25 protein-coding genes are annotated in these 24,431 nt (G+C 74.0%); 16 read left to right on the top strand and 9 right to left on the bottom strand.

The window, feature by feature from the left end:
- Positions 1-8: 8 nt before the first annotated feature.
- The 3 genes from NMK44_RS11225 to NMK44_RS11235 all read right to left on the bottom strand — a co-directional run bounded on the left by NMK44_RS11225 (position 9) and on the right by NMK44_RS11235 (position 4,341).
- On the bottom strand, positions 9-857 hold the full coding sequence (locus tag NMK44_RS11225; RefSeq protein WP_254741115.1) for an MIP/aquaporin family protein: 849 nt from the start codon (positions 855-857) through the stop codon (positions 9-11).
- A gap of 105 nt (positions 858-962) precedes the next feature.
- Entirely contained in the window at positions 963-3,350 is a 2,388-nt protein-coding gene (locus NMK44_RS11230) for a phosphoketolase family protein (RefSeq protein WP_254741118.1), read from the bottom strand.
- A gap of 109 nt (positions 3,351-3,459) precedes the next feature.
- Positions 3,460-4,341 (bottom strand): universal stress protein, encoded by an 882-nt coding sequence (locus NMK44_RS11235; RefSeq protein ID WP_254741121.1) that lies wholly within the window; start codon positions 4,339-4,341, stop codon positions 3,460-3,462.
- A 222-nt stretch (positions 4,342-4,563) separates the two neighbouring features.
- Here NMK44_RS11235 and NMK44_RS11240 point away from each other — a divergent pair, with 222 nt between their 5' ends.
- The 9 genes from NMK44_RS11240 (at position 4,564) to NMK44_RS11280 (ending at position 13,111) form a co-directional block, all read left to right on the top strand.
- Positions 4,564-5,250, top strand: coding sequence for a CBS domain-containing protein (locus NMK44_RS11240; protein ID WP_254741123.1), 687 nt, complete (start codon positions 4,564-4,566; stop codon positions 5,248-5,250).
- Positions 5,247-6,149, top strand: a complete 903-nt coding sequence (locus NMK44_RS11245) for a universal stress protein (RefSeq protein WP_254741125.1) — start codon at positions 5,247-5,249, stop codon at positions 6,147-6,149. The genes NMK44_RS11240 and NMK44_RS11245 overlap by 4 nt, the downstream gene beginning before the upstream one ends.
- Before the next feature lie 739 nt (positions 6,150-6,888).
- Complete coding sequence (locus NMK44_RS11250; RefSeq protein WP_254741127.1) at positions 6,889-7,743, top strand: universal stress protein; 855 nt, start codon at positions 6,889-6,891, stop codon at positions 7,741-7,743.
- A gap of 19 nt (positions 7,744-7,762) precedes the next feature.
- Entirely contained in the window at positions 7,763-8,830 is a 1,068-nt protein-coding gene (locus NMK44_RS11255; protein WP_254741129.1) for an alcohol dehydrogenase catalytic domain-containing protein, read from the top strand.
- Between the two features lie 51 nt (positions 8,831-8,881).
- Positions 8,882-9,523, top strand: coding sequence for a helix-turn-helix domain-containing protein (locus NMK44_RS11260; RefSeq protein ID WP_254741131.1), 642 nt, complete (start codon positions 8,882-8,884; stop codon positions 9,521-9,523).
- A gap of 62 nt (positions 9,524-9,585) precedes the next feature.
- A complete protein-coding gene (locus tag NMK44_RS11265; RefSeq protein ID WP_254741133.1) occupies positions 9,586-10,407 on the top strand; it encodes a universal stress protein in 822 nt (273 codons plus the stop codon).
- An 85-nt stretch (positions 10,408-10,492) separates the two neighbouring features.
- Positions 10,493-11,920, top strand: a complete 1,428-nt coding sequence (locus NMK44_RS11270) for a nicotinate phosphoribosyltransferase (RefSeq protein ID WP_254741134.1) — start codon at positions 10,493-10,495, stop codon at positions 11,918-11,920.
- Positions 11,921-11,981: 61 nt separating this feature from the next.
- Complete coding sequence (locus NMK44_RS11275; RefSeq protein ID WP_254741136.1) at positions 11,982-12,440, top strand: cyclic nucleotide-binding domain-containing protein; 459 nt, start codon at positions 11,982-11,984, stop codon at positions 12,438-12,440.
- A 20-nt stretch (positions 12,441-12,460) separates the two neighbouring features.
- A complete protein-coding gene (locus tag NMK44_RS11280) occupies positions 12,461-13,111 on the top strand; it encodes a CBS domain-containing protein (protein WP_254741733.1) in 651 nt (216 codons plus the stop codon).
- A gap of 76 nt (positions 13,112-13,187) precedes the next feature.
- On the opposite strand, the gene NMK44_RS11285 is transcribed toward NMK44_RS11280, so the two are convergent.
- The gene (locus NMK44_RS11285; protein ID WP_254741138.1) at positions 13,188-13,766 is read right to left on the bottom strand and encodes an Rv1733c family protein; all 579 of its coding nucleotides are present in this window, start codon (positions 13,764-13,766) and stop codon (positions 13,188-13,190) included.
- A gap of 251 nt (positions 13,767-14,017) precedes the next feature.
- Between NMK44_RS11285 and NMK44_RS11290 the strand changes: the two genes are divergently transcribed.
- Positions 14,018-14,755, top strand: a complete 738-nt coding sequence (locus tag NMK44_RS11290) for a response regulator (RefSeq protein WP_254741140.1) — start codon at positions 14,018-14,020, stop codon at positions 14,753-14,755.
- 119 nt (positions 14,756-14,874) lie between these two features.
- Entirely contained in the window at positions 14,875-15,885 is a 1,011-nt protein-coding gene (locus tag NMK44_RS11295) for an Acg family FMN-binding oxidoreductase (RefSeq protein WP_254741143.1), read from the top strand.
- A 31-nt stretch (positions 15,886-15,916) separates the two neighbouring features.
- On the opposite strand, the gene NMK44_RS11300 is transcribed toward NMK44_RS11295, so the two are convergent.
- Entirely contained in the window at positions 15,917-17,629 is a 1,713-nt protein-coding gene (locus NMK44_RS11300; RefSeq protein ID WP_254741146.1) for a sensor histidine kinase, read from the bottom strand.
- Positions 17,630-17,689: 60 nt separating this feature from the next.
- Positions 17,690-18,217, bottom strand: coding sequence for an NUDIX hydrolase (locus NMK44_RS11305; protein WP_254741149.1), 528 nt, complete (start codon positions 18,215-18,217; stop codon positions 17,690-17,692).
- A 164-nt stretch (positions 18,218-18,381) separates the two neighbouring features.
- Here NMK44_RS11305 and NMK44_RS11310 point away from each other — a divergent pair, with 164 nt between their 5' ends.
- The 5 genes from NMK44_RS11310 to NMK44_RS11330 all read left to right on the top strand — a co-directional run bounded on the left by NMK44_RS11310 (position 18,382) and on the right by NMK44_RS11330 (position 22,215).
- Positions 18,382-18,870 (top strand): DUF2267 domain-containing protein, encoded by a 489-nt coding sequence (locus NMK44_RS11310; protein ID WP_254741152.1) that lies wholly within the window; start codon positions 18,382-18,384, stop codon positions 18,868-18,870.
- Between the two features lie 33 nt (positions 18,871-18,903).
- Entirely contained in the window at positions 18,904-19,428 is a 525-nt protein-coding gene (locus tag NMK44_RS11315) for a GNAT family N-acetyltransferase (RefSeq protein ID WP_254741155.1), read from the top strand.
- Between the two features lie 263 nt (positions 19,429-19,691).
- Positions 19,692-20,339 (top strand): peptide deformylase, encoded by a 648-nt coding sequence (def, locus tag NMK44_RS11320; RefSeq protein ID WP_254741158.1) that lies wholly within the window; start codon positions 19,692-19,694, stop codon positions 20,337-20,339.
- 290 nt (positions 20,340-20,629) lie between these two features.
- A complete protein-coding gene (locus NMK44_RS11325; RefSeq protein WP_254741161.1) occupies positions 20,630-21,388 on the top strand; it encodes a GNAT family N-acetyltransferase in 759 nt (252 codons plus the stop codon).
- On the top strand, positions 21,385-22,215 hold the full coding sequence (locus NMK44_RS11330; protein ID WP_254741164.1) for a lysophospholipid acyltransferase family protein: 831 nt from the start codon (positions 21,385-21,387) through the stop codon (positions 22,213-22,215). The genes NMK44_RS11325 and NMK44_RS11330 overlap by 4 nt, the downstream gene beginning before the upstream one ends.
- A 58-nt stretch (positions 22,216-22,273) precedes the next feature.
- Here NMK44_RS11330 and NMK44_RS11335 read toward each other — a convergent pair whose 3' ends face one another.
- The 3 genes from NMK44_RS11335 to NMK44_RS11345 all read right to left on the bottom strand — a co-directional run bounded on the left by NMK44_RS11335 (position 22,274) and on the right by NMK44_RS11345 (position 24,351).
- Entirely contained in the window at positions 22,274-22,636 is a 363-nt protein-coding gene (locus NMK44_RS11335) for a tetratricopeptide repeat protein (RefSeq protein ID WP_254741167.1), read from the bottom strand.
- Positions 22,633-23,622 (bottom strand): pirin family protein, encoded by a 990-nt coding sequence (locus tag NMK44_RS11340; protein WP_254741170.1) that lies wholly within the window; start codon positions 23,620-23,622, stop codon positions 22,633-22,635. Before NMK44_RS11340 ends, NMK44_RS11335 begins: the two co-directional genes overlap by 4 nt.
- A gap of 144 nt (positions 23,623-23,766) precedes the next feature.
- Positions 23,767-24,351: a TetR/AcrR family transcriptional regulator gene (locus NMK44_RS11345; RefSeq protein WP_254741173.1), complete on the bottom strand. Its 585-nt coding sequence runs from the start codon at positions 24,349-24,351 to the stop codon at positions 23,767-23,769.
- Between the last annotated feature and the right edge of the window lie 80 nt (positions 24,352-24,431).

Here is a 24,431-nt window from a genome sequence, read left to right on the forward strand (position 1 = left end):
GGCCCGGATCAGCTCTCGGGGGCGGGGGTGCGGCCCACTTCCTGCTGTCCGGCGACCGGGAGGAAGCGGCTGATCAGGAGCTTGTACAGGGCCGCGCCGACCAGTCCGCCGATCAGCGGTCCGACGATGGGCACCCAGAAGTAGAGGTTCCCGTACTGATCTCGCCACGCGGTGTCGTAGCCGGTGAGGAAGCTGGCCAGCCGGGGGCCGAAGTCACGGGCGGGGTTGATGGCGTACCCCGCGTCCGCACCCCAGGCCATGCCGATCGCCACCACGATGAGGCCGATGATGAACGGGCCCAGATTGGCCCCCGGCGGCGAGTTCAGCAGATCGGTGACGGCGAAGATGAGCAGCACCAGGATGGCGGTGCCGATGATCTGGTCGCGCAGCGCGCCCCATTCGCTCACCGGCAGCCCGCCGTTGCCCGGGAGGGTGGAGAACACGAACTGGGTCTTGAAGGTGTGCTTGGGGTCGGCGGCCGCCAGCACTTCGGTGTAGTTCCAGCGCACCAGCAGGGCGGCGACGAACGCGCCGAGCGTCTGGGCCAGGGTGTAGGGCAGCACCTTGCTCCACGGGAAGCCCTTGAAGGCCGCCAGGGACAGGGTGACCGCCGGGTTGATGTGCGCGCCGCTGAGCCGTGCGGCGACATACACGCCCAGGGTCACACCGAGCCCCCAGGCCCAGGCGATGGAGTCGTGGTCACCGAGCGCGCCCGGCGGTTTGGTCAGCGCACCGGCGGCCACCACCTGGGCGACGACACCGCATCCGAAGAGGATGAGCACCATCGTCCCGGCGAACTCCGCGGAGAGTTCACCGATCAGTCCCGAGCGCCCGCCTTGCCGCTTCTCCTCCGTCATGCGCCCATGGTGTGCGCGCCGCGGGCGGATCGGCCTGTCCTGCTGCGCCGTACGGGTCACGGGACGCCGGGGCCGGTACGGCGCCCGGCGCCCCCGCACGGTGGTTCAGCCGCTCCAGGACCACTCCGCCACTTCGGGCATATCGGTGCCGTGTTCGCGGATCCAGGCGTGGTGGCGGCTGCGCGCGTCCTGCATCCGCTGGCGTACGGCGGCGGCACGCACCGCCAGGCCCGGGGTGCGGTCGATGACGTCCATCACCAGCCGGTAGCGGTCCAGGTCGTTGCGGACCACCATGTCGAAGGGTGTGGTGGTGGTGCCCGACTCCAGATAGCCGCGGACGTGGAGCTGCGGGTGGACGGTCCGGCGGTAGGCCAGCCGGTGCACCAGCCACGGATAGCCGTGGTAGGCGAAGATGACCGGCCGGTCACGGGTGAACAGGGCGTCGAACTCGGCGTCCGGCATCCCGTGCGGATGTTCCTTCTGCGGCAGCAGCCGGGTCATGTCGACGACGTTGACCACCCGTACCGCCACATCGGGCAGATGGCGGCGGAGGATCGCGGCGGCCGCCAGGACCTCCTGGGTGGGGACGTCGCCGGCGGCCGCCAGCACCACATCGGGTTCCCCCATGCCGTTCTCGGTGCCCGCCCAGTCCCAGCTCCCGGCGCCGCGGGCGCAGTGGGCGCGGGCCTGTTCGAGGTCGAGCCAGTCGAAGCACGGCTGTTTGCCCGCGACCACCACATTGACGTAGTCACGGCTGCGCAGCACGTGGTCGGCCACGCAGAGCAGGGTGTTGGCGTCCGGCGGCAGATAGACCCGCACCACCTCGGGGCTCTTGTTGAGCACGTGGTCCACGAAACCGGGGTCCTGGTGGGAGAAACCATTGTGGTCCTGCCGCCAGACGTGGGAGGTCAGCAGGTAGTTGAGGGAGGCCACCGGGCGGCGCCATGGCAGCGCCCGGGACACCTTCAGCCACTTGATGTGCTGGTTGACCATGGAGTCCACGATGTGCACGAACGCCTCGTAGCAGGAGAACAGTCCGTGCCGTCCGGTGAGCAGATAGCCCTCCAGCCAGCCCTGGCACATATGTTCGGAGAGGATCTCCATCACCCGGCCGTGCCGGTCCAGGTGCTCATCGGTGGTCAGGGTCCGCTCCTGCCACGCCTTGCCGGTGGCCCGGAACAGGGCCTGGAGCCGGTTGGAGGCGGTCTCGTCGGGGCCCACGACACGGAAGTCACGGCTGTGGGCGGTGTCCTCCATGATCCGCTCCAGCAGATCGCCGAGCACCCGGGTGGGCTCGTGCAGGGTCACCCCCGGCTTCTCGACGGGCACCGCGTACCGCTCCAGGGCGGGCACCGGCAGATCGCGCACCAGCAGGCCGCCGTTGGCGTGCGGATTGGCACCCAGCCGCCGCGGCCCCTGGGGTACACACGCCAGTACCTCCGGGCGGGGCCGTCCGTCCTCGTCGAAGAGCTCCTCCGGCCGGTAGGACCGCAGCCACCGCTCGAGCTGCCGCAGATGCTCCGGGTTCTCCCGGACGCCCGGCAGCGGGACCTGGTGGGAACGCCAGGTGTCCGCGACCGGGAGGCCGTCGACCCGGTCGGGACCGGTCCAGCCCTTGGGGGTGCGCAGGACGATCACCGGCCAGCGCGGGCGTTCGGCGACGCCTTCCTCGCGGGCGGTGCGCTGGAGCAGGGCGATCCGGTCGAGCGCCTCGTCCATCGCCCGGGCCAGGTCCCGGTGGACCTGTTCGGGGTCGTCGCCGGACACCTGGATCGGCTCATGGCCGTATCCGCGCAGCAGCTCCTCGAGTTCGGGCGCGGGGAGGCGGGCGAGCAGTGTGGGGTTGGCGATCTTGTAGCCGTTGAGGTGGAGGACGGGCAGCACGGCGCCGTCGTGGACCGGGTCGAGGAACTTGTTGGCGTGCCAGGAGGCGGCCAGCGGTCCGGTCTCCGCCTCGCCGTCCCCGATGACGCAGGCGACGAGGAGGCCGGGGTTGTCCAGGGCCGCGCCGTAGGCGTGGGCGAGCGAGTAGCCGAGCTCACCGCCCTCGTGGATGGAGCCGGGGGTCTCGGGGGCGACATGGCTGGGCACCCCGCCGGGGAAGGAGAACTGGCGGAACAGCCGGGCCATCCCCGCCGCGTCCCGGCCGACGTCGGGGTAGACCTCCGCGTAGCTGCCGTCCAGCCAGGACCCCGCGAGCACCGCCGGGCCGCCGTGGCCGGGGCCCCAGACACAGATGGCGTCCAGGTCACGGGCCTTGATGACCCGGTTGAGATGGGTGTGGACGAGGTTGAGCCCGGGAGAGGTCCCCCAGTGCCCCAGCAGCCGGGGTTTGATGTGCTCGGGGCGCAGCGGCTCGGTCAGCAGCGGATTCGCCAGCAGGTAGATCTGACCGGCCGCCAGGTAGTTCGCGGCCCGCCAGTGGGCGTCCAGGGCGCGGAGTTCGTCGTCGGCGAGTCCGCTCGTCGCCGTGGTCGGTGCGTCGTCGGGCATGGACCTCTCTCCCTCGTGGGATGTCCGGCTCGTGCAGTGTCCGTTCCGTTCTCTTCCCCGCGTACGGGGCGTCCCCCGTGGGTACGGGGCGTCCCACGCGTACGAGGCGTCATATCCGCTCGGGGACGATCGCCACCGGACACGGGGCGTGGTGCAGCGCCGTATGGGCCACCCGGCCGAGCTGGAGCCCCGCGAGGTGGCCGTGGCGCCGGTGGGCGCCGACGACCAGCAGGTCGGCGGTGGCCGCCGCGTGCAGCAGTGCCTTGCGGGCCGGGCCCTCGACGGTCTCGCGGCGGACCACCACCTTGGGGTGGTCCCGCTCCGGGATCCGCAGGGCGTCGTCGAGCGCGCGCTCGGCACGGGCCCAGTGGGCGCGCACCGGATCCCCGTAGATCATCAGGTCGTCCGTGACCTCACCGGCCGGGCAGCGCCAGGCGCGTACGGCGGCCAGTTCGCGGCCGCCCGCCTCGGCCTCCAGGAAGGCGTACCGCAGGGCGGGGGCCGGCTCACCGGCGGGTTCGTCCACCCCGAGCACGATCCGGCCGAACGAGCCACGGCGGTTGGGGGTCCCGCCCCGTACGACGGTGACCGGGCAGGGGGCGCGGGCGGCCACCATCAGGGCCACCGACCCCAGGAGCAGCGCGGACAGTTCACCTCGTCCGCGCGCCCCGGTGACCACGCCGAACGCCTCCTGACCCGCGCGCAGCAGCAGGGACACCGGGTCCTCCGGCACCACTTCGGTGAAGACCTTCACCTCGGGGCCGCGCCGCCGCGCCCGGTCGGCCGCGGCATCGGTGATCTGCTCGGCCAACACCCGGTCCCAGGGCCGCTCGGGGTCGGTGGCGGGCTTCATCCCCTCGTAGCGCTCCCACAGGGAACCGTGCACCAGCCGCAGCGGCACCCGGTGCCGGGCCGCCGCGTCCGCCGCCCAGTCCACGGCGTTGAGGCTGGACTGTGAGCCGTCGACACCCACGACCAGGGGGAGCGCCACCGTGTCCACCGCCCTTCGCAGTGGTGGCCTTCGCCGTCGTCCCCACCCTCCCGCCGTCCGGCCCCGGGCGCGAGGGGCGATTCGGCCCCGCCGGGGGTCGTTCGGCCCACATCCCCGGGGCGGGCCGGTCGGCCCCGAGCGCACCCCGGGCAGCCCAAGAAGCGGCACGGGGCGACGGCGGAGGCTGGAGACAGGATCCGGGCAGGCAGGGATGAGGCAGGGATGAAGCACCGCAAGATCGGCAACGTGATGACCGACGATGTCGTCCGGGTCGGCCACGGGGCCTCGTACGAGGAGGTCAGCCAACTGCTGGCACGGCACCGCATCAACGGTCTGCCGGTGGTGGACGAGGACGACAAGGTGGTCGGTGTGATCACCGGTACCGATCTGGGTGAACTGACGGCCCGGCAGGGGAACGGCCACCCCGGCGGCGGACGGACCGACCGGGTGCCGCGGCAGTCCGCCGACGGCCGCACCGCCCGGCAGCTCATGTCACGGCCCGCGGTCACCGTACGCCCCCAGGACACCATCGTGGACGCCGCGCGCTCCATGGCCCGCCACCGGGTGGAACGGCTGCCCGTCGTGGACGAGGAGGACCGGCTGATCGGTATCGTCACCCGCCGTGACCTGCTGCGGGTCTTCCTCCGCCCGGACGACGAGATCCGCGCCGAGGTGATCGACGAGGTGCTGGTGCGCTCGCTGTGGCTGCTGCCGCACACCGTCACGGTCACCGTGACCGACGGGGTGGTGCGGCTGGAGGGACGGCTCGACCGGCACAGCGAGATCCCCATCGCGGTGCGGATGGCCGGACAGGTGGACGGGGTGGTGGCGGTGGTCGACCGGCTCACCTACCGCGTGGACGACTCCCGCGGCCAGGGCTCCCGCAGCCAGGGGGGTGCCGCGTCATGACGGAACGCGGCAGGCGGGCCCAGGACGGACGGGTCGTGGTGGGCCTCGACGGCTCCGACAGCGCCTGGAGCGCGCTGGACCGGGCCGTGGCCGAGGCCCAGCGGCGCGGTGCCACGCTGGAGATCGTGCACGCCTGGCCGTGGGCCCGTACCGATCCGCTCGCCTTCGACCGGGACAGCGAACCCCAGCGGCCGCCCGTCGAGGTGGCCCGCACGGTGCTGCGGCTGGCGGTGGCACGGGCCTCCGAGAAGGACCCCGGCCTGCGCATCGTGCCCACGCTCACCGCGCAGGACGCGGTGCCGGAGCTGCTGCGCATCGGACGCGGCGCCTCGCTCATCGTCATCGGTACGCGCGGCCTGGGCGGCTTCACCGGTCTGCTGCTGGGCTCGGTCGGCCTCCGGCTGGCCGCCCACACCGACCGCCCGCTGCTGGTGGTCCGCGGCGACGTACCCGCTGCGTACGGGCCCGAGGGCCACGGCCGGGTGCTGGTCGGGGTCGAGGGCGGCGCGGACGAGGCGGCGGCGCGGTTCGCCTTCGAGGAGGCGATCCGGCGCGGGGCGCGGCTGCGTGTGCTGTACGCGTGGACACACCCGCGCGCCTTCGGCGGCGACCACACCCTGCCCTCACGCGAGGTCGTGGCCCTGCGCGCGGAGCGCGCACAGGAGGAGACGTACCGCGTGGTGGCCGGGCTGCGCGAGGAGTTCGGCGAGGTGGGTGTCCGCGAGGACACGGTGCACAGCGCCCCCGCGCAGGCCCTGGTGGAGGCGTCACGGGCGGCGGACGTCCTGGTCCTGGCCGTCCACCGCCGCACCGCCCGGCTGGGCCTCCAGCTCGGCCCCGTCACCCACGCGGTCCTCCACCACGCGCACTGCCCGGTGGTCCTGGTCCCGGTCGGCTGAGCGCCCCCGCGACCACGCGGCGGCCGTCGACCGGCCGGACAGGCGCGGGAGCCGCGGGCCGGCCGAGCACCGGCCCGCAGAGCGCTGCCGGGCTCGGAGCACCGCGGGCATGCCCGTTCGAACCCGCGGGGCGGCGTTCCCCCGCAGGGCACCCGCGGGAAACAGACCGCAGGCACCGCACGGCACCACCGCCGCGCCGGGCTTCCCGGGCGTGCGCTTCCGGGCGAGGCCCGGCCGCGCGTTCGGCCGCGGGCGGCGTTCCTCCCGCGAGGCATCCGGTGAACGGGGTGCCGGGATGTCCGCGGCCGTCGGATACGGGTGGCGCGCGGGCGCCCCCGGCCGCGGGGGGCCTGCGCGGGGTGGATGGGCCGGTTGTCCCGGGGGGGTCCTCGTGGCGGGACCGGTCGGCCCTGGCATCGGAGGGCCGGGCGTGGTGCCCTGGAAGTGGCACCGGGGGCATCCAGCAGACGCGGAGAAGCGGACCGGTGAGGCGTCACTGACACCGACGACCGCGCACCGCGCAATCAGGGCCCGCGAGAAGCGGGCGGCCCCCGGCGCCGCGGGTGTACCGCGGGAGCGGCCCCGAGCGGACCCGATGGGCCCCACCGTCCCGTATCACCCCGCCGGAACACGCCGGTCGGACCGATCGGCGACGACACGTTCCGGCGGGTGTCCCGGGGGCCGACGGGCCCGGGAGGTCCGACGGCCGCTCCCCCGCCACGCCGGAGAGGAGGCTGCGATGGCGCGCCCCGTCACCGCGGGCCTTGACGGGTCCCCCGAGAGCCTGGCCGCCGCCGACTGGGCGGCGCACGAGGCGATGCTGCGGGACGCTCCGCTACGGCTGGTCAACGCCTGGCCGGGCCCGGACCAGTTGGACCTGACCCCCGGCCGGGAGGCCGCCTGGCACTACTGGGCCGAGCGCGCGCTGCGTTCGGCGCGGGCCGAACTGGACGCCGCGCACCCGGACATGCCGATCCTCACCGACCAGATCCCCGGCTACCCCGGACCGGTACTGCTGGCCGAGGCGGAACGGGCCCAGTTGCTGGTGGTGGGGTCCCGTTCGCTCGGGGCGGTCGCCGGTTTCTTCATGGGCTCGGTCGGGCTGGAGCTGGCCGCCCACGCCACCACGCCCGTGGTCCTGGTGCGGGCGGACGCGCCGGACACCCGCGACAGCGATGTGGTGGCGGGGGTGGATCTGCGCGGGACCTGCGACGACGTCCTGGAGTTCGCGTTCGACGCGGCGGCCCGGCGCACCGCCGGGCTGCTGTGCGTGTACGCCAGCAGGGTCCCGGCGATCCGGGGCTCCGCGCCGTGGGTGGTGGACGTCGGGCTGACCGATGCCCGCGAGGAGGCCGAGCGCACACTGGCGGACGCGCTGGCGCCGTGGCGGGACAAGTTCGCCGAGGTGCGGGTCGTCGAGGAGATCGCGTCCGACAGCCCGGCCCGGCGACTGGTGGAGGCCGCGCGCGGAGCGGCGCTGCTGGTCGTGGGGCGCGGTCCGCGCCGGTCGGGCCCGGGGCCTCGGCTGGGTCCCGTCGCCCAGGCCGTGGCACACCACGCCGCCTGTCCGGTCGCCGTCGTACCCCAGACTTGAGTGAGGAGAGGGAACGGCCATGAAAGGACTCGTCTTCCACGGACCGGGGCGGTCCTCCTGGGAGGAGGTGCCCGACCCCGACCTCGAGGAGGTCACCGACGCGATCGTGCGGATCGACACGGTCACCATCTGCGGCACCGACCTGCACATCCTGAACGGCGACGTACCGGACGTCAGGCCCGGTACGGTCCTCGGCCACGAGGCCGTGGGCGAGGTGGTGGAGACCGGGGAGGACGTGCGGAGCGTCCGGCCCGGGGACCGGGTGCTGATCTCGTGCATCTCGGCGTGCGGCCACTGCCGGTTCTGCCGGGAGCGGGCCTACGGGCAGTGCCGCGGCGGGGGCGGCTGGATCCTGGGGCGCACGATCAACGGCACCCAGGCGGAGTACGTCCGGGTGCCGTTCGCCGATCTGTCGGTGCATCCGCTGCCCGGCTCGGCCGAGGGGCAGGACGCGGTCCTGCTCGCGGACATCTTCCCCACCGCCTACGAGGTGGGGGTGCTCAACGGCCGGGTGGGGCCCGGCGACACGGTCGCCGTGGTGGGCGCCGGACCGATCGGGCTGGCGGCCATCGCCACCGCGGAGTTCTTCTCCCCCGGCCGGATCATCGCGGTCGACTACCCCGGCGCACGGCTGGACGCGGCGAAGCGGGTCGGCGCCGACGCGGTGGCCGCCGCGGACGAGGATCCGGAGCGGCTGGTCGACGACCTCACCGAGGGACTTGGCGCCGATGTGGTGATCGAGGCGGTGGGCACACCGCAGAGCTTCGAGGCGTGCACCCGCATGGTGCGGCCCGGTGGCCGGATCGCCAACGTCGGGGTGCACGCCAGGCCCGCCACCCTGCACCTGGAGAAGCTGTGGATCAAGAACGTGACGATCACCACCGGGCTGGTCGACACGTACTCCACGCCCACCCTGCTGTCCATGCTGGCCGCCGGACGGCTGCCCGCGGCCATGCTGATCACCCATCTCTTCGAGCTGGACCAGATGGAGGAGGCGTACGACGTCTTCTCCCAGGCCATCGACACCGGCGCCATCAAGATCGCGCTCGGTGGCCCGGCCCGGCCCCTGGCGACCCGGGAGGGATGACCGGTGGCGCCCGGGGCGACGGGACCTGATCCGGAGGCGGTGACGCGTCCGGTGACCGGCGCAGGTGACATCGGGCGCCGGGTGGCCGACCGCCGCGTCCAACTGCACCTCTCCCGTGAGGAGTTGGCGGAACGCGCGGGCACCTCACCGGGCTATGTGCGCTATCTCGAGGAGTATCCGGCCGATCCCGGGGCCGGGGCGCTGCTGCGGGTCGCGGCGGCCCTGGACACCACCGCGGCCGCACTGCACGGCGGCGGCACCGAGCGGCCGCCCGGCAGGGCGCGTGCGGCACCCCACCCCGATCTGCTGGAGATGGGACCCGAGGAGTGCCGGGAGCGGCTGGCCGCCCACGGCGTGGGCCGGGTCTCGGTGTCCACCGCGCGGGGCCCCGCCGTCATCCCGGTCAACTACAGCGTGGTGGACGACGCCGTGGTCTTCCGGACCGCGCCCGACGCCACCCCCGCCGCGGCCGCGGACACCGAGGTCGCCTTCGAGGTGGACCATATCGACGAGGCGCTCAGCGAGGGCTGGAGCGTGCTGGTCGTCGGACGCGCGCAGCGGGTCACCGACCCGGCGGCGGTCCGGCGGCTGGCCGACACGGCGTACTCGGCCCCCTGGCCGGGCGGCAGCCGCGATCTGTGGCTGCGTATCGAACCCGGCAGCATCACCGGCCGCCGGATCCGGGCGGGCTGAACGGAGAAGGAACACCACACGGCGCAACCACACGCCGGAAGAGAGATACGGAGGTGACGGTCGTGCGACCGCCCATCACCGTCGGCATCGACGGTTTTCCCGAGAGCCCGCCCGCCGCGCACTGGGCGGCACGTGAGGCGCTGCTGCGCGATGTGGCGCTGCGGCTCGTCCACGCCTGGATCCTGCTCGCGCCCACGGACCCGGATGTGACGTCCGGGGAGGACATCCCCCGCGGAGACGACCAGAACTACTGGGCGCGCCGTCTGCTGAGCGACACCGTGGGCGAGTTGCGCGCCGCCCATCCGGAACTGAGGGTCACCGCCGAACTGGTGCCGCAGGAGACGGTGCCCGCGCTGCTGGCCGCGGGCCGCGACGCGGAGATGCTGGTGCTCGGTTCACGCGGACGCGGCACCATCGGCGGATTCCTGCTCGGTTCCACCGGGCGGCAGACCCTGGCCCGCGGCACCCGGCCGATGGTGCTGGTGCACGCGGACGACGGCGGCCGCAACGCGGATGTGACCGTGGGCCTGGGGCTGCGGCGGGCGTCCGACGAGGTGCTGGAGTTCGCCTTCGACGCGGCTGCGCGGCGCGGCGGTTCGCTGCGCGCGGTGCACGCGGGCGCCCACCGGGCGGACCCCGACGCCACGGCCGCGCTGAGCGCGGCGCTGCTGCCGTGGCGGGACAAGTATCCGCGGGTGCCGGTGGCCGAGGAGATCACCTCCGAGCGCGCGGGCCGCGGTGTGGTGCGCGCCGCCGCGGGCTCCGGACTGCTCGTCCTGGGGCGCGACGGGGCCGGACACGGTGGCGGACCACGGCTGGGCGCGGTGACCCACGCCGCCGTGCACCACGCGCCGTGTCCGGTGGCGGTGGTGCCGTGCGGCTGAACACCGGCCCGGTTCGCCGGTCAACCCGCCCTGGCAGCCCATGAGTCGGGACGAGGCATGAGTTGGGACGAGGGAGAGCACGACGATGTCGAACGCGATGACCACCGATCTCTACGAGGCGACCATGGCCCTGTCCTATGTGCGGGAGGGCATGACCGCACCGGCCACCTTCGACCTCTACGTCCGCGACCTCCCGCCCGAGCGCGGGTTCCTGGTGGCCGCGGGGCTGGAACCGGCGCTGGACTACCTGTCCGGCTTCCGGGTGTGGCCGGACGACGTCGAGGCGTTCGCCGACGCGCTGCACCGCCCCCGGGAGGACCTGGAGCCCCTGCTGGGCCTGGAGTTCGACGGTGAGGTGCGGGCGGTACCCGAGGGCCGGGTCGTCCTGGCCGGGGAGCCGCTGCTGGAGCTGACGGCGCCGCTGCCCCAGGCCCAGCTCGTCGAGACGTATCTGCTGGGCCAGCTCAGCCACCAGACCACCATCGCCTCCAAGGCGGTGCGGTGTGTGCTGGCCGCCGACGGCCACCCGGTGCTGGACTTCGCACTGCGCCGCACCCACGGCCCGCAGGCCGGGATGCAGGCCGCCCGGCTGAGCGCCATGGCCGGATTCGCCGGGACGAGCAATGTCGAGGCGGCCACCGCGTACGGACTCACGGCGAGCGGCACGATGGCGCACTCGTACATCGAGGCGTTCCCGGACGAGGAGAGCGCGTTCCGGGCGTTCGCCCGTGCCCATCCCGGTCCGGTGACCTTCCTGGTGGACACCTACGACACCCTGACGGGCGTGGCCACCGCCGCCCGGGTCCTGCGCGACCTGGGTCCGGACGCCGGTTCCGCCATCCGGCTGGACAGCGGCGACCTCGGCGCGCTCGCGGTGCGGGCGCGGCGGATCCTCGACGAGGCGGGGCTGGAGCGGGTGCGGATCGTGGCCAGTGGCGGGCTGGACGAGTACGCCGTGGCCGAGCTGGTACGCGCGGGGGCTCCGATCGACGTGTTCGCGGTGGGCACCCGGGTCGGGGTCTCGGCGGACTCCGCCTATCTGGACTCCGCCTACAAACTGGTCGCCTACGACGGACTGCCGGTGATGAAGCTGTCCTCGGCGAAGGCCACGGCGCCCGGCGCCAAACAGGTCTGGCGGCGGCCCGGCTTCGCCGATGTGATCGGGGAACGGGACGAGCTGCCGCCGCGCGGTGGCAGCCCGCTGCTGGAGACGGTGATGCGCGACGGCCGCAGGACCGGGCCGCCCGACACCCTGGAGCGGGCGCGGCAGCGCCTCGACGCCGACCTGGCCGGGCTGCCGCCGCAGGCCCGCAGGATCCGCGAACCCATGCCGCCGCGTCCGGCCACCTCACCTCCGCTGGCCCGGCTCGCGGGCCGGGTGCGCCACCGGATCGAGCACCGGATCGCCGGGGAACACCAGGCCGAACGGCCGGCCCCCGGAGCCGAGCGGACCAGGCCGGGGGCCGCTCGGCCCCTGCCTTCGGCGGGCGGCACGCCGGCACGATGGAGATGACGGCGTCGGCGGCGCCGATGCCCGCCACCCGTGACCCGCGCACCTGTGGAAGGGGCCCTTGATGATCACCAGAAACGGGGTGGTGGCCGCCGTACCGCCGGACCACCGCGACCAGTTCGTCCGTCTCGCCCATGAGGTGTCCTTCCCGATGGGCACCCGCATCTTCGAGGAAGGGGGTCTGGCCGACCGCTTCTGGATCATCAGCAGCGGAGGGGTCGCCCTCGATGTGCACGTACCGGGGCGGAAGGCACCCGTCGTGGCCACCCTGGGCCCCGGTGATCTGCTCGGCTGGTCGTGGCTGATCCCGCCCTGCCGGTGGCACCTGGGCGCGGAGGCGGTCAGCCCGGTGCGGGCCGAGGAGTTCGACGCGGCCACGGTGCGTGCGCTGATCCAGGAGGACCCGGTACTGGGCAATGCGCTGTCCACGTATGTCGCGGGTGTGGTGGGACGGCGGCTGCGCTCGACCCGCAGCCGGCTGCTGGACCTCTACGGGCCCCACAGCCACGCGTTCGACGTTTGAGGGACCGAGGGGTGGTCACCGTGCAGCGGGGCTCGCACATCGTCAGTGATGTGATGACGCATACGGTGGTGGCCGTCGGCCGTGAGGCGCCGTTCAAGGAGATCGTCAGAACGCTGGAGCAGTGGCGGGTGAGCGCGCTGCCGGTGCTGGAGGGCGAGGGCCGGGTCGTCGGAGTGGTCTCCGAGGCGGATCTGCTGCCGAAGGAGGAGTTCCGGGACAGCGACCCCGCCCGGGTGGCCCAGTTGCGCGATCTGCCGGACGCGGCGAAGGCGGGCGCGGTGACCGCCGACGAGCTGATGACTGCCCCGGCCATCACGGTGCACGCGGGCGCGACGCTGGCGGAGGCGGCGCGTGTGATGACGCACCAGCGCGTCAAACGGCTGCCGGTCGTCGACGACGAGGGCCGTCTGGAGGGCATCGTCAGCCGTGCCGATCTGCTGAAGGTCTTCCTGCGGCCGGACGAGGACATCGAGGAGGAGGTGCGCCACGAGGTGGTGGCCCATCTCTTCCCGGGCCCGGGCCAGACGGTGCGGGTCAGTGTCAGTGAGGGCGTGGTCACCCTCACCGGGCGGGTCCGGGACGCGGTGCTGGTACCGGCGGCGGCCCGGCTGATCCGGGCGGTCGAGGGCGTGGTGGACTTCGAGAACCGGCTGACTTCGACAACCGGCTGACGACGGCGCCGCCCGCGGCCCGGCCATCTTGAGCCAACCGTCCGTCGGACATGGTCCGCACCGTCACAGATGACGGTCACAGATGACGGCTCCAGCGCGGTTCGACCTCGGCCCAGGCACGCTCCCACTCCCGTGCCCGCCCGCGGTCCAGCCGCCACCGCACCACACCGCGCCCGGCCAGCGCCACCGCCGCCACCCCCGCCGCCGCCGACGCCCCGGCCAGCGAGGCCCGGGTCGCGACCTGCTCCTCGGTGGGCGGGGCGGGGACGAGCCGGCCGCGGCCGTCGACCCACACCGGCGTCGTCGTACCGGCCCGCCGTCCCTCGTGGACCAGGGCGGAGCCGGTCTGCACGGCGCCGTCGGGAGCGGTCCACCGCACATTGGTGCGCACCTGGTCGGTGTCGGTGCCGTCGCCGGTGGGCGGCGCGGCGGGCGCGTGCTCCAGCAGCACCGCGGGCACCCGGTAGCGTTCGGCGCGCTCCTGGCGCAGCGTCTCGTCCACGGCGCTGCCCGCGAGCACACCCGCGGCCGGGCCGCCGACCACCATCACCGCGGTGGTCACCAGTACGACCCACGCCTCGGCCACGTCGGAGCGGCGTCTGAGCGGACTGCGCCGCCAGCGCCACAGCCACCGCCCCCGCACATTCGTGCCCATGCCGCGACCGTCGCATGCGCGGGAGCCCGGGACGAGGGCCGGGCAGACCCCTGTGTTGGGGGCCTTTCGGTCCCGTCGCCGCTCCCCGGGGGCCCGTTCGGCCCTGGTGCGGTCCCCGCCGGATGCGCCACGCTCGTCAGCGAGGGGGCCGGGCAGGACCACGGGTCGGGCAGACACCGGCCAGGCGGACACCGGCCGGGCGGCCGGAGCCGGACAACGGGCGGATACGGACCAGCGGTGCGAGGAGCGCCATGACCGAGACGCGGGAATCCCCGCCGACACCGCACCCCATCAGGGTGTTCCTGCTGGATGACCACGAGGTGGTCCGGCGCGGTCTGCACGACCTGCTGGACGCCGAACCGGATATCGAGGTGGTCGGGGACGCCGGAACCGTCGACCACGCGCTGGCCCGGGGCCCCGCGCTCCGGCCGGACGTGGCCATCCTGGACGTCCGGCTGCCGGACGGGGACGGCATCACGGTCTGCCGCGAGCTGCGGTCCCGGATGCCGGGGCTGGCCTGTCTGATGCTCACCTCGTTCGACGACGACGATGCCCTGCTGGACGCGATCATGGCCGGGGCCGCGGGCTATGTCCTCAAGCAGATCAAGGGCTCCGACCTGGTCTCCGCGGTCCGTACGGTCGCCTCCGGGCAGTCGATGCTCGATCCGGCGACCACCGCCCGGCTGATGAGCGCCCTGCGCGGGGACACCGCCCCGCAGGAGCCCAAGGACGAGGTGCTGGCCGGGCTGTCACCCCGGGAACGGGAGATCCTGGCGCTGATCGGCGAGGGACTGACCAACCGGCAGATCGGCAAACGGCTCTACCTCTCCGAGAAGACGGTCAAGAACCACATCTCCCGGCTGCTGGCCAAACTGGGCGTCGAGCGCCGCATCCAGGCGGCGGTGCTGGCGACCCACTCCTCCCCGGCGGCCCCCGACGACCATACGGCGCGCTCCGCGCCCCAGGCGCCCCATGTGCCCCACGGCTGAGGGCCGGTACGCACCCATCGGTCCCCCACCGGGACCAACGGCCCCTGCCCCACCCGCTCTCCCGAGCCGCACGCTGACTGCGCGGGGTACCTCCCGCGCCCACCGGCGAGGAGAAGACCATGCAGCCCGCAGTACTCGACGCGGCGATCCTCGAGAAACTGATCTCCGCGGCCGTGGCCGCTCCGTCGATGCACAACACCCAGCCGTGGCGCTACCGGCTGAACCCCGACACCGTCACGCTGGAGGTACGGGCGGCTCCGGAACGCGCCCTGCGCGAGGCCGACCCGATGGGGAGGGCCATGAGCGTCTCCGCCGGGGCCGCCGTGTTCAACCTGCGGGTGGCGGTGGCCCACTTCGGCTGGGAGCCGGTGGTCCGGCTGCTGCCGCACCGCTCACAGCCGGATCTGCTGGCCACGGTGCGGCTGGCCGCGTCGTCCCGTGCCCGTCCGCACCCCGCGCACGACGAGCTGTACGACGTGATCTGGCGCCGGCACAGCAGCCGGTTGCCCTTCACCGGGCGCCGGCTGCCCCGTCAGCTTCTGTACCGGCTGGCCGACGCCGCCCGTGAGGACGGCGCCGGTCTGCATCTCGCGGGCCCGGAGGAGACCTCCCATCTGCTGCGGCTGACCGCCGAGGCCGAACAGCGCAACACCCACGACCCGCGGCGGGTCTCCGAGAGCCGGGAGTGGCTGCGCGACAGCGGTCCGTACGGGATCCCCGCCGCGGCCGTCGGCCCCCAGGACAGCGCGCACCGGATGCCGGTGCGGGACTTCCGCGCCACGGGCACGGGCGCCCGGCAGCCGACGGCGCTGTTCGAGAGCCGTCCCACCCTGGCGGTGCTGACCACCGGCCACGACCGGCGGGCGGACTGGCTGCGGGCCGGGCAGGCCCTGGAGCACGTCCTGCTGCTGGCGACCTCGCACGCGGTACGGGCCTCGCTGCTGCACCAGGCGCTGGAGTGGTCGGATCTGCGGTGGGCGCTCAACGACGGCCGCCGGACACCGGGCCATGTGCAGATGCTGATCCGGCTCGGCTACGGGCCGGCGGGTCCGGCCACCCCGCGCAGCGGCGCCCATGACGCACTGGACGGCGGCCCGGCGGGCCCGGGCGGTACGGCCGCCGGGCACTGAGCGGAGTCGGCACCGAGCGGGGCCCGGCGGCTCAGGGGCTGCGCAGCGGTACGCCCCACACCAGCCGGGTGCCGCCGCCGGTGGGCACCTGGATGTCCAGCCCACCGCCGTACTTCTCGGCGCGCTCGGCCAGATTGCGCAGTCCGCTGCGCCGTCCGCCCTCCGGGACGCCCACGCCGTTGTCGGTGACGGTCAGGGTCAGCCGCCCGGAGGCGACCACCAGGGAGACCTCCGCGGCCCCGGCCTCCGCGTGCCGGGCGGTGTTCGACAGCGACTCGGCGAGGACCGCGACCATGTCGTCGGCGACCGGACGCGGCACATCGGTGTCGACCAGGCCCTCGGTGCGCAGCGAGGGGGTGAAGCCGAGCGCGGGCACCGCCTCCTCGATGGTCTTGGCGGTGCGGACGCGCAGGCCCTGGACGGCGGGGCCCGCCTCATGGGACCGCAGGCCGAAGATGGTCGACCGGATGATCTTGATGGTGTCGTCGAGGTCGTCCACCACCCGCAGCAGCCGTTCGGAGCCCTCGGGGTGCTGGACGAAGCGCAGGGTGCTCTGCAGTGTCATCCCCGCGGCGAACAGCCGCTGGATGGCCAGGTCGTGCAGATCGCGGGCGATCCGGTCGCGGTCCTCCAGCAGGGCGAGCTGTTCGGCGTCCCGCCGCCGCTCGGCCAGTCTCATGGCGATGGCCGCCTGGCCCGCGAAGCCCAGCAGGGTGTCGGTCTCGATCTGGGTGAAGGGGGCGCTGTGCACCGAACGGGCCAGCGACAGCACCCCGCCCACCCCGTCACTGGTGCGCATCGGTACCGCGACGGCCGGACCGAGCCCCTCCCAGCGCCGGGGGCCGACCGTGATCCGCGGATCGTTCTTGACGTCGGTGCTGGTGACCGGCTCGGAGGCGGTGAACGCGGCCCCGGCGAAGGAGCCCCGGCAGGGCAGCACCAGTCCGCGGTGGGCCTCGGCGTCGGTGCCCGAGGCGAGCGCGACCTCCAGGTCGTCGCTCCCCTCGACGGGCAGCATGAGCACCCCGAGGTCGGCGGCCAGGATCCGCCGGGCGTGGTCGACGATCAGCTCCAGCACGCTGGTCTCGTCCACCCCGGACAACAGACTGTTGGTGACCTCGGCGTTCGCCTCCAGCCACGCCTGGCGGTGCCGGGCCTCCTCGTACAGCCGGGCGTTCTCGATGGCCACACCCGCGGCAACGGCCAGGGTCGACAGCACCGTCTCGTCCTCGCCGTCGAACTCCTTCCCCCCGCGCTTCTCGGTCAGATACAGATTGCCGAAAACCTCGTCCCGCACCCGGATGGGCACCCCCAGGAACGAGCGCATCGGCGGATGGCCCGGCGGGAAGCCGTACGAGGCGGGGTGCTCGGAGAGCTCGGCCAGCCGCAGCGGCTCGGGGTGGCGGATCAGCTCGCCGAGGATGCCGTGCCCGGCCGGCAGGTCACCGATCGTCTCGATCCGCTCCTTGCCGATGCCCACCGGCAGGAACTCCGCGAGCCGCTGGTCCTCGCCGATGACGCCGAGCGCCCCGTACTCGGCGTCCACCAGGACCACCGCGGCCTCCACGATCCGCCGCAGCACATGGGACAGATCCAGCTCGCGGCCGACCGAGAGGACGGCTTCCAGCAGGCTGTGCACCCGGTCCTGGGTGCCGCGCACCGCGTCGATGCGGACCTGCAACTCCTCCAGCAGCTCGTCCAGCCGCAGGCGGGGCAGGTACTCCGAACTCCTCGCGCTCTCCATGCCCACCGTGCCTCCGTCGGCTTCAGCGCGCGCGGCGCGGCGTCCCCACGGTCTTCCCCTTCACGGTAGCGGCGCCCCGTTGAGCAGCGCGTCGAGCCGGTCGAGAAAGAGCTCCTGCCTGGCCACGATCTTCGTACGGGCCGTTTCCGGATCCATCCACTCGACCCGGTCGAGCTCCGGGAACTCCCGCATCCGGCCGGATCCCCGGGGCCACTCCATGGTGAAGGTGCCGGGAGTGATCCGGTCCGGGTCGAGATCGCCCGCCAGGGCCCAGACGGTCACCAGCTTGCCGCCGGTCTGCCGGACCGAGCCGAGCGGCAGCAGCTCGCCGTCGGGCGGCGGCATACCGAGCTCCTCCGCGAACTCCCGGCGCGCGGCGGCCTCGGGGGTCTCCTCCTCGGTGTACTCGCCCTTGGGCACGGACCAGGCACGTTCGTCCCGGGTGGCCCAGAACGGGCCGCCCATATGACCGAGCAGCACCTCGACGGCCGGTCCCGTGCCGCGGAACAGCAGGATTCCGGCGCTGCGCCGCTCGGTCCGCCGCCCGGTGCGCCGCTCCGTGCCGTGCTCCGTGCTCTTCTCCGTCACAGTGCCCAGTGTGCGGCCGGAGCGGCCGGGCCGCCGCCCCGTCCGGCCGCACGGCGCCGCCGGAGGCCGCCCGGCGGGGCCGGGGCGGATGCTTCGGGGCGGTACCGCTGGGCACTCGGCGCGCAAGCGCGGGCATCGACCGATCCAGGGAGCGCTGATCCACGATGCGCTACGAAGAACTCACCGACCAGGTCCGGACCCGGGCCCGGCTGCGGGACCGGCGGTCGGCCGAGCGGGCGGTCCGGGCGACGCTGGAGACCCTCGCCGAGCGGATCCCCGGTGGGCTGGCGGCCCATCTGGCGGCCCAGCTCCCGGCCGAGGCGGCGGAGCCGGTGCTCCGGGTGACCGCCTCCGGCCGGGGCTCGCCCGAGGAGCGGGCGCACCGGCGCGACCACGGCGAGCGGTTCGGCCTCACCGGTTTCGCGGGCCGGATCGCCTGGCGCGCCGAGCGCACCGAGGAGGAGGCGCTGCGCGAGGCGAGCGCCTTCTTCGAAGTGCTGGACGCCGCGGTGGACCCGGAGCTGATGGAGAAGGTGTACGGGGTGCTGCCGGGCGACATCCGCGCACTGCTCCCTGAGGCACGGGCCGATGTCGACGCCCGCGACGACGGCCCCACGGGCGGCGCCGGATCCGCGGGCCGCGAAACTCAGTGATCATCCCGGGCCCGCGCGGCGTACGGTGCTGCCATGCCCGAACTCCAGCGCCTCCGGCGCGATCACGCCGCGGCCCTGCTCGCCTTCGAGCGGGAGAACCGCGCCTACTTCGCGCAGACGATTCCCGACCGCGGTGACGACTACTTCGCCGGGTTCGACGCGCGCCACGCCGAGCTGCTCGCCGCACAGGAGGCCGGACTCGACCACTTCCATCTGATCGTGGACTCCGACGGCGAGGTGCTGGGCCGGGTCAATCTGGTCGCCGTGACCGGCGGGACGGCCGAGCTGGGGTACCGGATCGCCGAGCGGGCCACCCGGCAGGGCCTCGCGACCAGCGCCGTCCGGCAGATCTGTGTCCTGGCGGCCACCGCGTACGGGCTCACCGCGCTGCGCGCCGAGACCACCCTCGACAACGCCGGGTCACGCGCCGTCCTGACCCGGGCCGGGTTCGTCCCCACCGGGGAGGAGGTCGTCCTCAGCGGCCGGCCCGGGCTCGCCTACGTCCGCGATCTGACGGACGTCCGGGAGGCGGCCGCCCGGGAGACGGCCGCCCCGTAGCGCACCGTCTCCCTCCGCCTCCCGGACGCGAGGAGCCGCCGCCCCGCGGGCACAACGGGGAAAGCACCGCGGGAGCGGCGGCGTCCCGAGTCGGAAGGACCCGGGTGAGCGCCCGGGGCGTGGGATTCCCCGGCGTCTCATGAGTGAGTACGGACCCCGTCCGCCCCGCGTTCACCGGTCGTGGACGGGGTCACGCCCGGCCGCGGGCAGCCACCCCGTCCCACACATTGCCGCGGCCTGTCCGGCTTGCCAGGCTGTGCCCTATGCCGACCTCCAGCCTGTCCGAACTCGTCGACGAACTGCTCTGCGGCACCCATCCACTGCCGATCATCTCCGCGGGCGTCCCCGTCCTGCGGCAGCCCGCCCTCCCCTACGAGGGCCAGCTCTCCGCGGACCAGCTCGACCGGCTGCTGCGGGCGATGCGCGACACCATGCACGCCGCGCCCGGTGTGGGGCTGGCCGCCCCGCAGATCGGCGTACCGCTGCGGCTCGCCGTGATCGAGGACCCGGCCGAGGTGACGGCCGAGGTGCGGGAGGCGCGCGGCCGGGTGCCGCAGCCGTACCGCGTCCTGGTCAACCCGTCCTACGAACCCGTGGGCGGGGGCCGGGCGGCGTTCTTCGAGGGATGTCTGAGCGTTCCCGGCTGGCAGGCCGTGGTCAGCCGCCCGGAGCGGATCCGGCTGCGCGGTCAGGACGAGACGGGGCGCGAGGTGGACGAGGAGTTCACCGGCTGGCCCGCCCGGATCGTCCAGCACGAGACCGACCACCTCGACGGTGTGCTCTACCTGGACCGCGCCGAGACCCGCTCGCTGGCCTCCGCGCAGGCGGTCACCGACTACTGGTCCCAGCCCACACCGGAAGCGGCGGCCCGTTCGCTGGGCTTCCCGCTGGACGGCACCGGCACGCGCTGACCCGACGGCGGGCGCGTTCCCGCCACCGCACCGCCGTGGCACCGGGCCGACCGCCCGGCTCGCCACGGCATGCGTTCGTCATCGGCTGGCAGTCGCCGAATCACCACGCGGACACTGTGGCGTTCGCCGCCACGGCGAGACTGGGGTCGACGCGAGCGGTGCGGACCGTCTTCCGCACCGCGCCGATGAGCGGGCCGCTGTCCCCCGCCCGCTCCCTTCTCTCCCCTTTTCTCCTTCTCCTTCCTCTCTCCCGCTGCCGCTCCTGACGTCCCCCTGAACGGAGAACCGGAATGTCCGTGCTCACGACGTCCCCCGTACCGGCGTCCACCAGCTCGTACGTCACCTCCATCGCCCATACCGAGGAGCAGGTCCACGCCGCGCAGCGACTGCGCCACCAGGTGTTCGGCGTGGAGCGGGGAGGCCGGCTGTCCTCGCCCTTCCCCGGACGCGACGTGGACGAGTTCGACGCGCTGATGGACCACCTGATCGTCACGGACACCGCGACGGGCACGGTGGTCGGCACCTACCGGCTGCTCCCCCCGGGCCGCAGCGAACGGCTCTACTCCGACACCGAGTTCGATCTGCGCGGCCTTCCGGAGGAGGTCCGCTCCGCCATGGTCGAGGCGGGACGGGCCTGTGTGCACCCCGACCACCGCTCGGGCGCCGTGATCAATCTGATGTGGGCCGGACTGGCCCGTTACGTCCTGCTGTCCGGCCACCGCTACCTCGCGGGCTGTGCCTCGGTCCCGCTGGGCGACGGCGGACGGGCCGCGGCCAACGCCTGGCTGCTGGGCACCACCCGGCACGCCGCCCCCGCCGAGCTGCGGGTGCATCCGCTCGACCCGTGGGTACCGGACCAGCCGCTGGACACCGAGCCGAGCTACGCCGGAATGCCGCCGCTGCTCCGCGGCTATCTGCGGGTCGGTGCCTGGATGTGCGGCTCCCCGCAGCACGACCGGAGCTTCGACGACGCCGACTTCTTCGTCCTGCTGGACACCGAGCGGATGAACGACCGCTACCGCCGCTACTTCCTGGGCGAGCCCAGGTGACCGTCACGGTACCGATGGGCGCACCGGCGCAGGCGTGGACCGTATGGTCCCCGTGCGGCCCGGACTGTGTCGCCCACGCCGCCGGCCGGACCCCCGCCCTCCGCGCCCTGCGGCGCACCGCCGCCTTCGGCCGGGCGCTGGTCGGCGCGGTGGCGCGGGGTGAGCGGATCGCCGAACCGGAGACGCTGCGCTCCCACGCCGCCGGGCTGCTCACCGCGCTGGGCATACGGCTGGAGGTGGCGGGCGACCCCGCGCTCGGCGCACCGGGCCCGACCGGCACCCTCGTCGTCGCCAATCACATCTCCTGGCTGGACATCGTGGCGCTGCTGGCCGTGGAGCCGGTGGTCATGCTGGCCAAACGGGAGGTGGCGGACTGGCCGGTGGTCGGCCCGCTGGCGGAGCGGGCCGGAACGGTGTTCATCGACCGGGCCGGACTGCGCCAACTGCCCGGCACCGTACGGGAGATCTCGCATCTGCTGCGCGCGGGCCGGTCGGTGGTGGTCTTCCCCCAGGGCGTCACCTGGTGTGCCGGCACGGGCGGGGACTTCCGCCGCGCCACCTTCCAGGCCGCGCTCGACGCGGGCGCGCCGGTGCGTCCGGTGGCCCTGGAGTACCTCCAGCACGGCGCGCCGTCCACGGTGGCGGCCTTCGTCGGCGAGGACGACTTCGGCAGTTCACTGCGCCGGGTGCTGCGTGCGGACGGGCTGACCATCCGGGTGCGCAACCACCGGCCGCTGCTGCCCGTACCGGGGAGGGACGACCGCCGTACGCTCGCCGCGCGGGCGCAGGCCAGGGTATGCGGAACGGGGCCGGCCCGGCACGGCTGACCGCACCGTCCGGCCCCGGGCGGGTTCCCGGGGCCGGACGGTGTGGCGCGGTGCCCGGTCAGTCCGCCGTGTCCGCGAACTCCCCGCGGAACGCATCCGCCACCCGCAGCGCTCCGGCCGCTTCCCGGTCCCGTCCCTGCCGCTGCAGGGTGCGGCCCAGCATCAGATGGGCGTACGCCTCGACCGGATCGCGGGCGATCACCGCACGCAACTGCTCCTCGGCGCGGGTGAGTTGGGCGGAGTGGTAGTAGGCGCGGGCCAGCAGCAGCCGCGGGGCGATCTGCTCCGGCTCGTCCTCGACCACGGTGGTGAGGATACGGGCGGCCTCGGTGTACTCCTCCGCCTCGAAGAACAGCCCGGCGCGCGCCCAGCGTTCGGCCAGGGTCTCCTCGGGGACGTACGCGGTGGGGTGCGCGGTCATGCGTGCTCCTCTCCGGACGCGGTGTGCGGAACGCGCCCGGCGGGGACGACCCCGAGGCGGCCGCTGCGGAAGTCGTCGACGGCCTGGGCGATCTCCGCCTTGGTGTTCATCACGAAGGGTCCGTAGTGCGCGACGGGCTCGCGGATCGGCCGCCCGCCGAGGATCAGGACGTCGAGGTCGGGGGTACGGGCGTCGGGGCGGTCGGTGGCGGCCACGCTGAGCGCTCCGCCCTGGCCGAGGACGGCGAGCTGATGCGTGTCCAGCGGACGGTTCTCGGCGCCGACCGTGCCCCGCCCGGACAGCGAGTAGACCAGCGCGTTGAAGTCGGGGCGCCAGGGCAGGTCGAGCCGGGCGCCCGGGCTGAGGGTGGCGTGGATCATGGTGATCGGGGTGAAGGTGCCGCCCGGGCCCTCATGGCCCGCCATCTCACCGGCGATCACCCGCACCAGCGCACCGCCGTCGGGCGAGGACAGCAGCGTGGCCGCGCGGCCCTCGATGCTCTGGTACCGCGGCGGATTCCACTTGTTGGCGCGCGGGAGGTTCACCCAGAGCTGGATGCCGTGGAACAGCCCGCCGGACACCACCAGATGCTCCGGTGGCGCCTCGATGTGGAGGATCCCGCCACCGGCGGTCATCCACTGGGTGGCGCCGTCGGCGATCAGACCGCCGCCGCCGTTGGAGTCCTGGTGTTCCATCTGGCCGTCGATCATGTAGGTGACGGTCTCGAAGCCCCGGTGGGGGTGCCAGGGGGTGCCCTTGGGCTCACCGGGCGCGTACTCCACCTCGCCCATCTGGTCCATGTGGATGAAGGGGTCGAGATCGCGCAGCGAGGCGCCCGCGAAGGCCCGGTACACCGGGAAGCCCTCCCCCTCGAAACCCTGCGGGGCGCCGGTCACGGACCGGACCGGACGGGCCGGGGCGGTCTGCGGATCGGGGGTGGGGACGCGGGGCAGTTCCAGCGTGTTGGCGACGGTCACGGCGGGCATGACGCTCTCCTCCTGGCGGACGGCGGCCGGCCGGCCAGGACGGCCGACCCTGAGACATCTAGTTGAACAGTGAACTATCTGCCTTCATTCCCGCCCCACCGGGTTCACCGCCCGCGAGCTCCGCTCACCCGGGAGTAACCGACATCACCCCGGAGCGACGGCCCGGCGGTCCGCGGCCGACGCCTCCAGCAGCACCCGCGCCGCCTCGCGCGCCTCCCGGGCGGGCTCGGCCGAACCGCGGATGGCGGCCGCGGTCATGGCCCCCTCGGCGAGCAGCGCCACCTGCCCGGCGAGGGCCGCGGGCCGCCCGGCGTCCGCCACCAGACGGCCCAGGTACGCCCGGAACGCCTCCTTGTGCGCACGGGCGGCCTCCGCCACCGCCGGGGTGGTGGCGCCCAGCTCACCGAAGGAGTTGATGAAGCCGCATCCCCGGAAGTCCGGTGCGGCGAACCAGCCGTGCAGCCAGTCGAAGACCGCCAGGATGCGCGCCCCCGGGTCCTCCTCGGCCTCCACCTGGCGGGCCAGCGCCTCCCGCCAGCGGATGTCGCGCCGTCTCAGATACGCCTCGACCAGCTCCCCCTTGGACGGAAAGAGCTGATAGAGACGTTTGAGGGAGACCTGTGAGGCGTTCCGGATCTCATCCATGCCCACGCTCTGCACCCCGCGGCCGTAGAACAGCGCCTCCGCGGCGTCGAGCACACGGGCCCTGGCCGGCTCCTGGTCCCTCACGGGTCACCCCCACCTGAGAACTGTCGTTCTCATACGGTACCGCGCACCCCGGACCGGTCCGCCGGGCGCGCACCCCTCGC

The organism is Streptomyces cucumeris (assembly GCF_024295805.1).
In the GTDB taxonomy this organism is placed as follows: Bacteria; Actinomycetota; Actinomycetes; order Streptomycetales; family Streptomycetaceae; genus Streptomyces; species Streptomyces cucumeris.